Genomic DNA, 15173 nt, shown 5'->3' with positions numbered 1-15173 from the left:
GTGAGCCGAGCGGCACCGTGGTCTGCCCCTTGGACACTAGTCGCGGGTCAGCCTGCGGTGGGTCACCCTGTGCGGGCGGGCGGCTTCGGCGCCGAGCCGTTCGATCTTGTTCTCCTCGTAGGCGGCGAAGTTGCCCTCGAACCAGAACCACTGGGCCGGGTTGTCGTCAGTGCCCTCCCACGCCAGGATGTGCGTGCACGTGCGGTCCAGAAACCAGCGGTCGTGGCTGATCACCACGGCGCAACCCGGGAAGTTCTCCAGGGCGTTCTCCAGCGAGGACAGCGTCTCGACGTCCAGGTCGTTGGTCGGCTCGTCGAGCAGGATCAGGTTGCCGCCCTCCTTGAGGGTCAACGCGAGGTTGAGCCGGTTGCGTTCACCGCCGGACAGCACGCCCGCCGGTTTCTGCTGATCGGGCCCCTTGAACCCGAAGGCCGAGACGTAGGCGCGCGACGGGATCTCGTTCTGGCCGACCTCGATGTAGTCCAGTCCGTCGGAGACGACCTCCCAGACCGTCTTCTTCGGATCGATGCCGGCCCGGCTCTGGTCGACGTAGCTGAGCTTGACGGTTTCGCCGACCTTGACGGTGCCGCTGTCCGGCTGCTCCAGGCCGACGATCGTCTTGAACAGCGTGGTCTTGCCCACACCGTTGGGACCGATGACGCCGACGATGCCGTTGCGCGGCAACGTGAACGACAGATCCTTGATCAGCGGCCGACCGCCGAACCCCTTGTCCAGGTGCTCGACCTCGACGACCACGCTGCCCAGCCGCGGGCCGGTCGGGATCTGGATCTCCTCGAAGTCGAGCTTGCGCGTCTTCTCGGCTTCGGCGGCCATCTCCTCGTACCGCTGCAGGCGGGCCTTGCCCTTGGCCTGCCGCGCCTTGGCACCGGAGCGCACCCACGCCAACTCGTCTTTGAGCCGCTTGTGCAGTTTGGCGTCCTTGCGACCCTGCACCGCGATGCGCTCGGCCTTCTTCTCCAGATAGGTGGAGTAGTTGCCCTCATAGGGGAACGCGCGGCCGCGGTCGAGTTCGAGGATCCACTCGGCGACGTTGTCCAGGAAGTAGCGGTCGTGGGTGACGGCCAGGATGGCGCCCTTGTACTCGGCGAGGTGCTGTTCGAGCCACTGCACACTCTCCGCGTCGAGATGGTTGGTCGGCTCGTCGAGCAGCAGCAGATCGGGTTTGGACAGCAGCAGCTTGCACAGCGCCACCCGGCGCCGCTCGCCACCGGACAGGTTGGTGACCGGCTCGTCGGGCGGCGGGCAGCGCAGCGCATCCATCGCCTGTTCCAGCTGCGAGTCGAGGTCCCACGCGTCGGCGTGGTCGAGTTCCTCCTGCAGCCGGCCCATCTCCTCCATGAGCTCGTCGGAGTAGTCGGTGGCCATCAGTTCGGCCACCTCGTTGAAGCGGTCGAGCTTGACCTTGATGTCGCCGAGGCCCTCCTCGACGTTGCCGCGGACGGTCTTCTCCTCGTTGAGCGGCGGCTCCTGCTGCAGGATGCCGACGCTGGCGCCCGGCTGCAAGAACGCGTCGCCGTTGTTGGGGGTGTCCAGTCCGGCCATGATCCGCAAGACGCTCGACTTGCCGGCTCCGTTGGGCCCGACGACGCCGATCTTCGCGCCAGGAAGGAAGTTCAGGCTGACGTCGTCAAGGATCACCTTGTCGCCGTGCGCCTTGCGGACCTTCCGCATCGAATAGATGAATTCGGCCATGCCGTGATGTTGCCTTTCGAAAGTCTGGTGGTCTCGGGTACCGCGGACCATCCTAGGCGTGGCCGGATCCGGCTAAGCGCTCAGCGCCAGCCCCTCCCCATCGGGATCGGGGTCAGCACCGGTCATCTCCGCGCTCTCGTCGCCGGAGGCGGGGGTGTCCGCGGGTGCCGGGGCGGATGCCGGCTCGCTGTTGTTCGGACCCCTGACCTTCTCGATGCGAACGATGCACCGCGCCAGATCCGGGCCCACCGAAGTGGCCCGCACCTCCACCGAGGAACGACGGACGCCTTCTTTGTCCTCGTACTCGCTGGTGTACACGTTTCCAACAACAATCACCGCGTCGCCCTTCCCGAGGGCGGCGCCGACCCCGGTGACCAGCCTGCCCCAGCAGTTCACCGTGACGAAAAACGAGTTGCCCGGCTCCCAGTTGCCGTCGGGCGTGCGGCGCCGCGAGTTGCTGGCCATCCGGAACTTGATCAGCTCCTGATCGCCGACCCGCTTGCGGTCCGGCTTGGTCACGATGGTGCCGACCACGGTGATGGGTGTCTCGAACATGGTGCTTCCTTCCGTTCATCTGCTGCGACGGCCGTCAGGTCCGTCGGGGACAGCACCATTGAGCCCCTGAACACCGACGCGCACGGGTCAGCGCACCCGCCCTCGCCGGGACGGTTGTGGATGAATCAGCCGTTGGGGATAACGAGGTGCTCAGCCGTGCGCACGGTCGCGGCGGGCCAATTCGGCCAGCATCGCGTTGTAGGCGGCCAGTTCGGTGTCGTCGTCACGATCCGCGGCGCGGTCCAGTCGTTTGGCGGTGCGGTCGTCGCTGCGACGCCACTGGACCAGCAGCGCAATGACCACCACGAGCAGGGGCACCTCCCCGGCGGCCCAGGCGATACCGCCTCCGAGTTTCTGGTCGCCGAGCAGATCGGCGTGCCAGGGAAGCTGCAGCGCCCGGTAGAACGACTCGCCCAGCACGGTGTTGGTGCTCATCAGCAGCACCCCGAAAAAGGCGTGGAACGGCAGCGACGCGAACAACACCGCGACCTTGGCCAGCGGTGGCAGCGGGCGCGGTGTGGGGTCGACCCCGATGATCACCCAGTAGAACAGGTAGCCGCTGAGCAAAAAGTGCAGGTTCATCGCGACGTGGGCGCCGTGGCTCTGCACCGCCGCGTCGTAGATGCCGCTGAAGTACAGCCCGAAGAAACCGATAATGAACAGGAACGTCGCGACGAAGGGGTTGGTGAGCACCCGCGACACCCGGGAGTGCAGCGCGGTCAGCAGCCACTCCCGTGGCCCCGGCGGTTCACCGCGCCCGGCGGCGGGTAGTGCCCGCAGGGCCAGCGTCACCGGCGCGCCGAGCACCAACAGGATCGGCACCAGCATGGACAGCAGCATGTGGCCGACCATGTGCATGCTGAACATCGCAGGCATGTAGCGGCCGATGCCCGATGACGTCGCCACCAACAACGTCAGACAGCCGAGCACCCACGCCGTCGTCCGACCAACCGGCCACACGTCGCCGCGGCGCCGCAGCCGGTACACGGCGAGCAGGTAGACGACGGCGAAGACAATCGCCGCGGTGCCGAACAACAGATCGAAGCGCCAGTCGAACAGCACCCTGGCCAGGGTGGGAGGGCCGTCCAGGTCGTAGCCGAACTTCACGGTGGCATACGACGGGTTGAGCACGAGCGGCGGTGGCGGCGGCGTCCGGCCCAACGCGACCGCGATGCCGAACGTCAGCCCGAAGACCCCGGCCTCCACCAGTGCGAGCCGGATCAGTGCTGTCCGGGCCGTCGGGTCCGCTCGAAGCTCGGCGATGCTGTGCCGCCGGTGGAACCATCCGAGGGTTCCGAGCACGGCCAGCGCCGCGACCTTGGCCAACAGCAGCCAGCCGTAATTGGTGCTCATCAGGTCGCCCAGGCGCACCCGCGCCACCACGTTGATGACACCGCTGAACGCCATGGCGACGAAACACCACAGGGCCACCGCGGAGAACCGGCCCGCAGCCAGGTAGGAGTGCCCCCCGCCACGCAACGCGTGAACCAGCAGCGCAAGCAGGCCGCCCGCCCACAGCGCGCCGGCCACCAGGTGGATCAGCAGGCTGTTGGTAGCCAGGTCGTGAGAGCCGCCGGAGGCCGAATGCCCCGTCAGCCCCAACGGCACCAAAGTGACCAGGGATCCGGCGAACAACACCGGCGTCAGCGACCAACGCAGCACCGCGAGGCCCGCGAGTGTCACCGCTGCCGCCAGAAACGCGGTCCACCGCCACGCATTGGCGACGTCGACCAGGCTGGCGTACGCCCACACCTTCGCCGGATCGAACAGCGCGGTCACCGGTTGGCCGGTGACGTCGGAAAGCGTCAGCGGTACCAACAGCGCCGCGCAGACACTCCAGATGCCCGAGGCAACGGTGCCGATCCGCGCGGCGCGGTAGCCGTCCACGTCGAGCACCCCGTTGGCCTGCGGCGGCACCAGGAACGCGGCGAACAGGAACGACCCGACTGCGGTCACCGCGGCGATCTCGCCTGCGGCCCGCACGAACGGCAGGCCGTAGGTGGTGACCGGCCCGGGATCGGGCAGCCCAGCCGCCGTCAGCGCGGCGGCCAGCGACATCACGCTCAGCCCCGCGGCGACCGCACCGGCCAGCAGTCCGACGCCGACGAGTACCGGCCAAGCGGCAGTGTTGCGCACGTTGGCCGCGAGGGTGGTCATGTATCCAGCGTATGACCTGCCAACTCATCGCCTACGGCTGGCGGGGTCAGGCGGGCTCGCGGCGCATTCCCCGGCGTTGCCTCTCGCGGGCGAAGAACTGGTCGCGCGAGATCTTGTCGACCTTGTCCATGTCGCGCAGGATGCCCCGCAATTCGTCACGGAAGCTCACTCGCCGCTCGGCCAGATCGTCGGCGGGTTCCAACAGTCGCTGGTCGGCGACCACCTGCCGCGCGGTCGCGAACAGCAGCGCCGACACCGATTCGTTGCTGGCCACCCGGTGCTGTGCGGCGTACTGGTGACCGAGTCCCAGCGCCTTGGAGGTGAGGTCCTTCTCGTCGATCTCGACGGGTGCGTCACGCAGGGCGTCCGCCACGATCTCGTACGCCTCGAAGAACGGCCGCAGCAATGCCCCGGAGATCAGTGGCCGCTTCTTGTACAACAGCGTGTCGATCTCTCCGGCCGCGACCTGTGCCTCCCAGTCCCGGGTCTCACCGCCCGAGGTGCCGTCGTACCACGACATCTCCTCGGCGAGGTGCTCGCGAAACGCCGTCGACTCCGCGAAGTAGAAGTCGAACTTGAGCAGGTCGCGCAGGCGGGCGGCCTGACTCCAGAAGGCCGCCAAGCGATCTCCGTTCGCGCGGGCGGCGTAGACCAGGGCCAATTCGACGATCGAGGTTTCCAGGAAGGCGTCGATGAGTGTGTTGCGGTAGAACGCCGCCTCGTGCTCGTCTTCGGGCGCGATCTTCCACACCGGTTCCCTGCCGCCGTCGATGCAGGTGACCGGGTGACCGTTGGACAACGCATCCAGTGCCGCGCACACCCCGTCGGTGGTGCGCAGTCGCAGCGCGCTGTTGGTCATCGGCGTCTGCTTGCGTTCCAGATAGTCCAGCGAGTCCTGCAGGGTGTGGTGAAGCTGATCGAGCGTCAGCGCGATACCGCGCGTGGTCAACAGCAGCGCCGAAACCAGGGCGGTGGCGTTCACCGGTGTGGCGCGCAGAATACGCCACGCCACCTCGAACGCCATCTTTTGCAGCGCAAGACGTTTGGCGTCCTCGTCGGTGGTCATCTCGCCGTGCGGTTCACCGAGATATTCGCGCATCGAGACGGCTTCGGGGAACCGGACGTAAATCTTGCCGTAGTTGCGTTCACCTTGGGCCTTGATGAAGTTGTACATCCAGGACAGGCTTTCGGGCGTCTTCTCGCCACCCCGCGCGTAGGCCGCGTACTCGGCGGTCTCGTGCAACTGGTCGAAACTGATCGACACCGGCTGCAGCAGGATGTCGTCACTACGGCCGTCGAGGTAGGCGTCGGCCACGTAGGCGAGCAGACCGAGCTTGGGCGGCAACATCTTTCCGGTTCGCGAGCGGGTGCCCTCGATCGACCAGCTCAGGTTGAACCGCTTCTCGACGATGTAGCCGACGAACTGGCGCAGCACATACTTGTACAGCGGGTCGTCGAGCTTGCGCCGCAAGAAGATCACCCCGGAGTGGCGCATCAGCGGCCCCATCAACCCGAACGACAGATTGATGCCGGCGAAGGTGTGCACGGGCGGTAACCGGTTCTCCTGCATCGCCACCGGCACGATCACGCCGTCGAGATAGGACCGATGCGAGAACAGCAGCACCGCCGGATGGTTCTCCAGATTGCGCCGCATCACCTCGACCTCGTCGCGGTCGTAGTCGATGTTCGGGTCGAAGCCACGACTGAAGATCGCGCGCCCCAGTGACGGAATCAGGTCGACGGAGAACCGGCTCCATCCGGTGGAGAGCTCGTCGAGCATCTCCCCCGCCTTCTCCAGCGTGGCGCCCGGAATCCGGTCCAAACCCTCACGGAAGCGCGCGTTGTCCAGCAGTTCGGGCTTGATCAGCCGCGGCGACTTGTACTCCGGGCCCAGCAGCCGCAGCTCAACGCGTTCGATAGCCAGGCTTGCGCGGCGGATGACGAACCGCGCGAACTCGCGCGGGTTCTCGGCGACGGTGGTATCGGCCCACTGCTGGCGCAGCTCGGACACTTTGGCCGGCTCACCGGCCACCAGCCGCGCCCGCGACGGGTCCCTTCGCAGGATGCGCCGTTGCAGGATCTCGGGCGGCCGGTAGGTATCGCGCCCCGACAGTAAGGCGACGACTTTCGACCGCGTCGGCAGCCCGCCGGGCACCCAGAACACCCGCACCGGCACCACCGAGCGGTCCTCGTCGGCCTCCAGTTGCGCGACCAGTTGGGCCAGCACGGCCGGCGGTGGATCGTCGTGCGGAAGCCGCAGAACCTCGACGTTGACGTCGGGATGTTCCCGGCGCTGTTGTCGCAGCCAGTCGTTGAGCAGTTCCTGTTCGGCCGGCGAGGACACCGACGCGAGCACCAACGCGTCACCGGTGGGCGTGAACGGCGCGAAGTGGTCGGCAGAGACTTTCACGACCGGTCCTCCGCCGTGGGCTTTTTCGCCGCCTTCGCGCTCGCCTTCTTGGTGGCTGTCTTCTTCTCGGCCTTCTTCGCGGTCTTCTTCGCGGCCTTCTTGGCCGGCGCCTTCTTGGCCGCTTTCTTGGCCGACGCCTTCTTGGCCGGTGCCTTCTTGGCGTCCTTCTTCGCGCGGGTGTACAGCTCCGGCGTCGGCAGCTCGTCGTGCGGCCAGTCCTTGAGCGTGTCGAGGTAGAGCTGACGGACCTCGGCGATGCGCTCGGAGAGATTGTCGTGGGTCCAGTCGTCGACCGGGATCGGCGGATACACCACCACGTCGACCACGCCCGGGTTGAACGTGCTCGAGTCGCGGGCGGCGACGACCTCCGCGTTGCGGATCACGATGGGCACGACGGGGATTCCGACCGACATGGCGATGCGGAACGGGCCCTTCTTGAACGGCCCGACCTCGGTGGTGTCCAGGCGGGTGCCCTCCGGCGCGATCAGGATGGACAGGCCTTTGCGGGCCAGTTCCTCGACCTTCTTCAGACCCTCCACTGCCTTTTGCGGATCGTCGCGGTCGATGAACGCCGCATCGAGCACCTTGCCCAATGTGCCTACGACGGGGTCGTTTTCGAGTTCCTTCTTGCCGACGGAGGTGAAGTCGGTCTCGATCAGCCGTCCGGCGATCAGCGGGTCGGCCTGATTTCGGTGGTTGAAGATGAACACCGCGGGGCGTTGTTTGGTCAGGTTCTCCCGGCCCAGCACATTGAGGTCGATGCCGACGGTGCCCAGTAGGGTCCGGCCGAACGTCGACGTGAAGAAGTTCACGCCGGTGCGCTTGTTGCGGGTCAGCAGCCCGAGACCGATCGCGCCCGCCGCGATCGGCATCATCGTCGCGATGCCGGCGGCCGTGCGGATTTGCGATATCGGGTTGCTTCCGCTTCGGCTGGTGAACCGCAAGACGGGCCAGCCTCGCTTGGCCGCCACCGCGGCGAGCTTGCCCGCGGGGTTGGTCGGCCGCGGATTGCCGACCAGGTACATCAACGCGACGTCTTCGTCACCGTCGGCGTAGAAGTAACTCTTCGACAGGTCGATGTCGTGTTTGTCCGCGAACACCTGCACGGCCCTGGCCTTGCCCGGACCCCAGATGATCGGCCGCTGCACCTCGCCGGTCAGCAGCCCGTGGTCGTCGATCTCGAACTTGTTGCTCAACACGTTCTCGATGCCCAGGAATCGGGCCACCGGTTCTACCTGCACGGTCAGCGCCGACGAACTGAGCACCACGGTGTGCCCGCGCGCCATGTGCGCGCGAACCAGTTCGCGCATCTCGGGGTAGATGCGGCTGACGACCTTCTGCACGAACAGCCGCTCGGCCAGTTCGTCGATGTCGGCCAACGAGTTCCCGCGCAGCATCCGCGCGCCCTTGCCGATGAGGTCCTCGAACTCCGAACGGCCCAACTGATGGTTGAGCCCGGCCTGCACCATTCCGATGAACTCACCGACGGACATCTGCCTGTGCCGCAGCCGGTCCCGGGTCATGATGACACCGGTGAACCCGGCGACCAAGGTGCCGTCCAGATCGAAGAACGCCCCGACCCTCGGGCCGGACGGACTGGCCTCGATCTCGGCCACCGATCCCGGTAACCGCATCGTCCTGCGGATGGCGTTGGGTGCGGCTTGGCCGTTCCCAGAAGTCATTGTGAGGCACTCCCATTCGGCGATACCGGGGCGGGCTCCGACGCGCCGGCCGAGAATGTCGCAGGTACGGCGCGTGCATCGTCGCCGCCGAGGGCCAGCACCTCGTCGAACCCGGAGAGCAGGCAGTGTGCCCACAGTTCGGGGTCGGCGACGGCGGCCCGGTCGTAGCGGGTGGTGATCGTGCAGTAGCCGGCCCGAGAGATCAGCACCACCATCATCGCTACGCCCGGTAGTGGACCAATACCGTACTGTCGCAATATCTTTGCTCCGGCGATGTAGGTGTCGCCCGCATAGACGGGCACGTTGCTGGCCTGCACGTCGGAATTGACGACGGAACCGGCCATCGACTCGAGCACCGAGTCCGGCAGCAGGCTCAACACCGGGGCCACGGCCCCGACCATGTCGATGGCGCGCTCTTCGCGCTTGCTCGTCATCTGTGAGCGGATGTTCTTGATGCGCACCTCGGGGTCGGACAACCCGATCGGCGCGGCGAGATTGACACCGGCGAACCGGTTGCCGCCCGCCGGGTCCGCCTCGGACCGCAGGTTGACGGGCACCGCCATCGGCAGCGCGTCGATCGGGATGCCGTACGCCTCGTGGTAGAGGCGCAGCGCACCGCACACGCCGGCCAGGTAGGCGTCGTTGATGGATCCGCCCGCCGCCTTGGCGGCCCGGTGCAGATCGCCGAACACGATGTCAATGGACTCGCTGCGCGAGGCCAGGCTGCGCCGCCGCAGCACCGGAGAGGGGGCGGCGACCGGGCCGAGCACCCGCGCACCGGACATGGCGTAGCCGACCGCGCTGCCCATCCTCGAGATCGGGTCGCGGATCACCTCCCCCACGACGTGCGCGGTGCCGAACAACGCGCCGCGCACCCGACCGGCGATCGTGCCGGGCAACCGGTTGATCCCCTGCCGCATAAGGTCATTCGGCGAGAGGTCCTGCGGAATCGGCAACGGCGCCCGCGGTTGTGGGGCGGGGTCGCGCTCAAGATCGTAGATGTTGGCGAACATCTCGACGGCCCCCACGCCGTCGGTGACCGCGTGGCTGAGGTGCATCATCAACGCCGCCCGGCCGCCCTCGAGACCCTCGATGAGGGTGACGGTCCACAGCGGCCGGGAGATGTCCAGAGGCGACTGCGCCGCCACCTCCGCATGGTCCATCACCTGGCGCACCGTGCCGGGTCCGGCGATGCGGATCCGGCGGACGTGGAAGTCGAGGTTGAAGTCGGGGTCGACCACCCAGCGCGGGGCCACCGTCGGCAGCGTCGGCGTGACGACCTTCTGACGTAGCCGCAGCACCTTTCGCGAGGCATAGTCGAACTTGGTCCGGAACAGATCCCAGTCCGGCGTGCTGTCCAGGATCTCCACGGTCATGATCCCGGAGCGGGTGCGCGGATTGGCCTCGCCGCGATGCAGAATCTGATCGAACGGGCTGAGCTCCTCGGGAAGGCCCGCCGCGTCGAGGTCCGGCACGTCGCTCATAGGTCGTCGCTCCCCTCCCCACTTCGAAGATTCACGTCCACCACGCTAGCCCGCCGCGCGGTGGCACGCCGCGTCTTTAGTCGCTGTCACCGAGGCAGCGAACACCGGGTGGCGGGATAGAATCTGCAGGCGCATTGCCTCCGTAGCTCAGTTGGATAGAGCAAGGGCCTTCTAATCCCTAGGTCGCAGGTTCGATTCCTGCCGGGGGCGCTGAACCGGAATGACCGTGGTTGAGCAGCAGCGCGACGCCCTCTCGCGACGGCGCGTACCATTCGATCACACACTGGTTTGCTAGCAGAGGACACGTAATGGCCGCACGCGGCACAAAGCGCGCCCGCAAGGTGGCGATGGGGGTTGCGGCGGCCGGGGTCGCGGCCACCGTGGCCGGCGTGGCCGCCACGTCGCCCGCATCCATATCCGCCGTATCCGCCTCGATGGTCGACCTGACGGCACTCATCGTCGTCGGCAGTTCCACCAACCCGAGCGGAGCCGGTGTCGAAGACTTCTTCGAGGGCAAGTTCGACGATCCGGTCTACACCGGCCCGACCGGCGAGGACGTCAGCTACGTCAACTTCATCACCGGACCGCTGGGCATCGCGGCCGCGCTCGCCGCCAACGCCGGCGAGTCCAACGCCGTGCTGGCCTCCGGTTGGGGCGCCGCCAACGCGAGCCTGCTGCTGCTGGCCAACCACCCCGATCTGAGCCGCACCGTGGTGATCCTGGACAACGACGTGTCGCGGCCCGACGGCGGATTCGGCACCAGATACCCGTGGTTCGCGCTGATCGGGGTCAATCCCGTTCCGACGCCCGACCTGACCGGCGCGCTCGCGGTCGTCAACACCGGATACCAGTACGACTACAACTCGAATGCGCCCGCGGACGTGCTGAACCCGATCGCCGCCGTCAACTCGCTGGTCGCCTACCTTAACACTCGGTTGAACCAGTCCGAACGCGTCCTGCCCGTCAACGTCGACGGCACACCGGCGGTCACCTGCAACGCCAACACCTGCGCGATCACCCTCAGCGGTGCGGTCCTCGATTGCGCAGACGCCCGCTGCACTTCGCCCGCCGACCGGATCACCGCGTATGTCACCACCCGCGGCAACACCACCTACGTCACCTACACCACCGACGAACTGCCGCTGACCAAGCTGATCCGGAACGTCTTCGGTGACCGCATCGCCGACATCAGCGATCCGTTGCTGCGACTGGCCGTCGATTCGGCCTACTACGGCGGCAACCCGATCCCCAAGGACCCCAGCGCCTACCGGCCCGCCCGCATCCTGCCCTCGCCCGCGGAGGTACTGGCGACGGTGGCGAAGATTCCCGCGGCGATTCAGCAGAGCCTGGCGGCCGCGAAGTCGTCCCCGCAGACGGGCACGGCACCCACGACCGCCGGCGTTGCGGCGACGCTCGAACAACCAGCGGAATCCGGCGAGTTCTCCGATGACCTGATCACCGACACGGCCGACGATCTGGTCAAGCCGCAGCAGCGAAATGTCCTGCGCAAGAGCGAAAAAGCCCAGCCCGGGCAGATCCGAGGCGAAGACGGCGGAACCGGTCAGCCGAGCCCCGACGGATACGACGATCCCGACCTCGACCCGGCCGCACCGACCGGCACCGAGACGGAGGTGTCCAACCCAGCCGACGCTCACCCCGGCGAGACCGGGCCGGGCAGCGCTGATCCGGGAGACGCGGAAAGTTCCGCGGCGGCCTAGAAACCACCGATACACTCAGCCCGTGAACGTCAAGGCCGCGGCCTCGGTGGCAGGCGCACTGCTCGCCCTGACAGTGGCCGCGCCGCTGGGTCACGCCAGTCCGCCCAGCTATGGCAGCAACGGCGTCTTCGGAGTGACCACCAACCCTCGCGACGGTTGGACGACGGCCTACATCCCGCCCGGCCGGTACCGGGTGGATCAGGCCCCGAGCATGTTCCCGTATCAGAGCGCGCCCGGCTTCTGGTTCCGCTGCCACACCTTCCCGTGCGGTCCGAGCTTCCCCGGCAATGTCATCGCCTCGGGCGCCGCCGTCCGCGACGTGCCCACGTTCATGGACGTGCTGCCCGGTGACGTCGCGGTCTCGTTGAACAACGTCACCCTCACGGTCACCAACTGATCGACGCCACGGCGCGACCATTAGGCTGAGCGCGTGGCTGATCCGGTACTGGTACACGTCGAAGAGCGTGTCGCTCTCATCACCGTCAACGACCCCGACCACCGCAACGCGGTCACCGCGGAGATCTCCGCGCAGTTACGCGCCGCGGTGGACGCCGCCGAAGCCAATCCGGATGTGCACGCGCTCATCGTCACCGGCGCGGGTAAGGCGTTCTGCGCCGGGGCCAACCTCGCCGCGCTGGGGTCGGCGACCAAGGACGGTCTGCTCCGCATCTATGACGGGTTTCTCGCGGTGGCCGACTGCAAGCTTCCGACGATCGCCGCCGTCAACGGCGCGGCGGTCGGGGCGGGGCTGAACCTGGCGCTGGCCGCCGACGTGCGCATCGCCGGGCCTGCGGCGCTGTTCGATTCCCGGTTCCAGAAGCTGGGCATTCATCCCGGCGGCGGTGCGACCTGGATGCTGCAGCGTGCGGTCGGACCGCAGGCGGCGCGCGCGGCGTTGCTGTTCGGGATGCGCTTCGACGCCGAGGCCGCGGTGCGCTACGGGCTGGCGCTCGAGGTCGCCGACGATCCGGTGGCCGCCGCCCGCGCTCTGGCCGCCGGACCCGCCGGTGCCCCACGCGATGTGGTCATCGCGACCAAGGCCTCGATGCGCGCGACGGTCAACCCCGGTGTCGTCGACAGCGACCAGCACCGCATCGCCGTCGACGTGGAACTCGGGCCGCAGGCCCACTCGATCGAATCGCCGGAGTTCGCCCGCCGCCTGAAGGCCGCCCAGCGCAAGTAGCGATTTGTGTGCGTTTTGTTGCGCTTGGCCGCTCCTGAACGCACACAAATCTCTAATGGAGCAGCGCCAGATCGGGTGATTCGATCAGGTCGCGCAGTTCGCACAGGAACGCCGCCACCTGCGCGCCGTCGGCGATACGGTGGTCGAAGGCGCAGGTGAGCGACATGGTCGGACGCGCGACCACTTCACCGTCGACGACCACCGGCCTGTCCTTGAGCGCACCCATGCCCAGAATGGCCGCTTCCGGGTAATTGATCACCGGCACACCGTCATCCACCCCGAGCGCGCCGAAGTTGGACACCGTGAACGTCGAACCGGAGAGCTCCGACGGGATCAGCGTGCCCGCCCGCGCGCCGGAGATCAGCCTCGCCACAGCGGCCGCCAACTCGCGGGTGGTGTGGTCCTGGGCGTCGCGGACCACCGGCACCAGCAGTCCGCGCGTTGTGGCCACGCCGAACCCCAGATGCACCGCGCGGTGGTGGTGAATCTGTGGCCCACCGGCGCTGTCCACCCAGGTGGCGTTGAGAACGGGATGGTGCTGCAGGGCGATGGTCAACAACCGCAGCGTCAGCACGAACGGGGTGATCGGCTCGTCGGCGCTGCCCTCGATCCGGCGGCGCAGCGCCAGCAGGCGCGAACCGTCGACATGCACACTGGCGTGTGCATCGGGTATTTCACTGCGCGACAGTGTCATTCGATGTGCCATCTCCGCACGCACACCACGCACCGCCACCGTGTCGGGCTCCGGTGCCGAGTGGCCGGCCGCGGCCAGCACGTCGTCGCGAGTGATCACACCGTCGGGCCCCGATCCGGTCAGCGTGCCCAGGTCGACGTTCAACTCGGCGGCCAGCTTGCGCACCGGCGGCTTCGCCCGCGGCCGTCCCGCGGGTGGCGCGGGCCGTCTGCTGGAGTCCATTTCGTCGTCGGCGCCGTAGCCGACCAGCACCGGTGTGCGGGCAGGCGCCGTCTCGATGCGCACCAGCACCGAACCGACGTCGAGCGTGTCGCCTTCCTGTCCACCGAGTTCGACGATTCGGCCGGCGTACGGGCTGGGGATCTCGACCTCGGCCTTGTTGGTTTCCACCGTGCACAGGGTCTGGTTGAGCTCGACGGTGTCGCCGACCGCGACGCTCCAGGCCGTGATCGTCGCGTCCTGCAGCCCCTCGCCGAGGTCGGGAACCGCGAAGTCCTGCACGGTCATGGCTGCTCCATCGCTCGTTCGACGCAATCCAGGAGTCGGTCGACGCCGGGAAGCCACAGCTTCTCCAACCGTGCCGGTGGATACGGCGTGTCAAAACCGGTGGCACGCAACACCGGCGCCTCCAGCTCGTAGAACAGCTCCTCCTGGATGCGGGCGGCCAGCTCCGCGCCGAAACCCAGCGTGCGGGGGCCCTCGTGCATCACCACCGCCCGGCCCGTCCTGCGCACCGAGTCGGCCACGGTGTCGAAGTCCAGCGGGTTCAGCGACCGCAGGTCGATCACCTCCAGGCTCCAGCCGTGTCGCTCGATTGCCAGTTCGGCAGCGCTGACCGCGGCCGCGACCATCGACCCGTAGGTCACGACCGTGACGTCCTCACCGCTGCGGCGCACCGCGGCGCACCCCATCGGCAGTTCCGGCGCGCTCGTGTCGACCGAATCGCGGGTCCAGTAGCGCCGTTTGGGTTCGAGATAGACGACCGGGTCGCGGCAGGCGATGGCCTGGCGCAGTAGCCAGTAGGCATCCGCGGGCGTGGCCGGCGCCACCACCTTGAGTCCCGCGGTGTGCAGCCAATAGCTCTCGGTGGACTCCGAATGGTGCTCCACCGCACCGATTCCGCCGAACGACGGGATCCTGATCGTCACCGGCATCTCGACGTCGCCGCGGGTCCGCATCCGGTACTTCGCCAGATGGCTGACGATCTGGTCGAACGCCGGTGCGGAGAAACCGTCGAACTGGATTTCCGGGACCGGCACGAACCCGCGGATGGCCAATCCGACCGCGATGCCGATGATTGCGGACTCGGCCAGCGGCGTGTCGAAACACCGTTGCTCACCGAAGGTCTCGGTCAATCCCTCGGTGACGCGGAAGACGCCGCCGAGTGTCGCGACGTCCTGACCGAACACCAGGACCCGCTCGTCGGCGGCCATCGCGTCATGCAGCGCGCGATTGATCGCGTGCGCCATGTTCAGCTCCGTCGGTGCCGGCGCGGCGGGCAGGCTGGTGAGCAGTGGACGCCGCGGCTCGGGCGCGTCCTCACCGTGCATCGGTGGCCGCTCGATGATCTGGGTCAT

General features: G+C 67.6%; 11 protein-coding genes and 1 tRNA gene. 4 read left to right on the top strand and 8 right to left on the bottom strand.

Going from position 1 to position 15173, the window contains the following annotated elements:
- Window positions 1-36: 36 nt before the first annotated feature.
- The 6 genes from ettA to ABQE89_RS20505 all read right to left on the bottom strand — a co-directional run bounded on the left by ettA (window position 37) and on the right by ABQE89_RS20505 (window position 10001).
- The gene (ettA, locus tag ABQE89_RS20530; RefSeq protein ID WP_448419996.1) at window positions 37-1713 is read right to left on the bottom strand and encodes an energy-dependent translational throttle protein EttA; all 1677 of its coding nucleotides are present in this window, start codon (window positions 1711-1713) and stop codon (window positions 37-39) included.
- 72 nt (window positions 1714-1785) lie between these two features.
- Window positions 1786-2268, bottom strand: coding sequence for a single-stranded DNA-binding protein (locus ABQE89_RS20525; RefSeq protein WP_448419994.1), 483 nt, complete (start codon window positions 2266-2268; stop codon window positions 1786-1788).
- Between the two features lie 150 nt (window positions 2269-2418).
- Window positions 2419-4425 (bottom strand): bifunctional copper resistance protein CopD/cytochrome c oxidase assembly protein, encoded by a 2007-nt coding sequence (locus ABQE89_RS20520; RefSeq protein ID WP_448419992.1) that lies wholly within the window; start codon window positions 4423-4425, stop codon window positions 2419-2421.
- 46 nt (window positions 4426-4471) lie between these two features.
- Window positions 4472-6835, bottom strand: a complete 2364-nt coding sequence (locus ABQE89_RS20515) for a glycerol-3-phosphate 1-O-acyltransferase (protein ID WP_448419990.1) — start codon at window positions 6833-6835, stop codon at window positions 4472-4474.
- Window positions 6832-8517, bottom strand: coding sequence for an HAD-IB family hydrolase (locus ABQE89_RS20510; RefSeq protein ID WP_448419988.1), 1686 nt, complete (start codon window positions 8515-8517; stop codon window positions 6832-6834). Before ABQE89_RS20510 ends, ABQE89_RS20515 begins: the two co-directional genes overlap by 4 nt.
- On the bottom strand, window positions 8514-10001 hold the full coding sequence (locus ABQE89_RS20505; protein ID WP_448419986.1) for a wax ester/triacylglycerol synthase family O-acyltransferase: 1488 nt from the start codon (window positions 9999-10001) through the stop codon (window positions 8514-8516). Before ABQE89_RS20505 ends, ABQE89_RS20510 begins: the two co-directional genes overlap by 4 nt.
- 136 nt (window positions 10002-10137) lie before the next feature.
- On the opposite strand from ABQE89_RS20505, the gene ABQE89_RS20500 reads away from it, so the two are divergent.
- The 4 genes from ABQE89_RS20500 (at window position 10138) to ABQE89_RS20485 (ending at window position 12902) form a co-directional block, all read left to right on the top strand.
- Window positions 10138-10211, top strand: a tRNA-Arg gene (locus tag ABQE89_RS20500).
- A 98-nt stretch (window positions 10212-10309) separates the two neighbouring features.
- A complete protein-coding gene (locus ABQE89_RS20495; RefSeq protein WP_448419985.1) occupies window positions 10310-11719 on the top strand; it encodes a PE-PPE domain-containing protein in 1410 nt (469 codons plus the stop codon).
- 22 nt (window positions 11720-11741) lie between these two features.
- Window positions 11742-12116 carry a hypothetical protein gene (locus ABQE89_RS20490; RefSeq protein ID WP_448419983.1) on the top strand — a complete coding sequence of 125 codons (375 nt, stop codon included), beginning with the start codon at window positions 11742-11744 and terminating at the stop codon, window positions 12114-12116.
- Window positions 12117-12149: 33 nt separating this feature from the next.
- Window positions 12150-12902 carry an enoyl-CoA hydratase gene (locus ABQE89_RS20485; protein ID WP_448419981.1) on the top strand — a complete coding sequence of 251 codons (753 nt, stop codon included), beginning with the start codon at window positions 12150-12152 and terminating at the stop codon, window positions 12900-12902.
- A 52-nt stretch (window positions 12903-12954) separates the two neighbouring features.
- Here ABQE89_RS20485 and ABQE89_RS20480 read toward each other — a convergent pair whose 3' ends face one another.
- The gene (locus tag ABQE89_RS20480; protein ID WP_448419979.1) at window positions 12955-14103 is read right to left on the bottom strand and encodes a dihydrolipoamide acetyltransferase family protein; all 1149 of its coding nucleotides are present in this window, start codon (window positions 14101-14103) and stop codon (window positions 12955-12957) included.
- Window positions 14100-15173 carry an alpha-ketoacid dehydrogenase subunit beta gene (locus ABQE89_RS20475; protein ID WP_448419977.1) on the bottom strand — a complete coding sequence of 358 codons (1074 nt, stop codon included), beginning with the start codon at window positions 15171-15173 and terminating at the stop codon, window positions 14100-14102. Before ABQE89_RS20475 ends, ABQE89_RS20480 begins: the two co-directional genes overlap by 4 nt.

The organism is Mycolicibacterium sp. XJ1819, from assembly GCF_053483675.1.
This window is presented reverse-complemented; position numbering and strand designations above follow the sequence as displayed.

Coding starts and splice junctions, on each gene's coding strand:
- ABQE89_RS20525 (WP_448419994.1), bottom strand. CDS start 2,268: ATGTTCGAGACACCCATCACCGTGGTCGGCACCATCGTGACCAAGCCG.
- ABQE89_RS20510 (WP_448419988.1), bottom strand. CDS start 8,517: ATGACTTCTGGGAACGGCCAAGCCGCACCCAACGCCATCCGCAGGACG.
- ABQE89_RS20475 (WP_448419977.1), bottom strand. CDS start 15,173: ATGACCCAGATCATCGAGCGGCCACCGATGCACGGTGAGGACGCGCCC.
- ABQE89_RS20520 (WP_448419992.1), bottom strand. CDS start 4,425: ATGACCACCCTCGCGGCCAACGTGCGCAACACTGCCGCTTGGCCGGTA.
- ABQE89_RS20480 (WP_448419979.1), bottom strand. CDS start 14,103: ATGACCGTGCAGGACTTCGCGGTTCCCGACCTCGGCGAGGGGCTGCAG.
- ABQE89_RS20505 (WP_448419986.1), bottom strand. CDS start 10,001: ATGAGCGACGTGCCGGACCTCGACGCGGCGGGCCTTCCCGAGGAGCTC.
- ettA (WP_448419996.1), bottom strand. CDS start 1,713: ATGGCCGAATTCATCTATTCGATGCGGAAGGTCCGCAAGGCGCACGGC.
- ABQE89_RS20495 (WP_448419985.1), top strand. CDS start 10,310: ATGGCCGCACGCGGCACAAAGCGCGCCCGCAAGGTGGCGATGGGGGTT.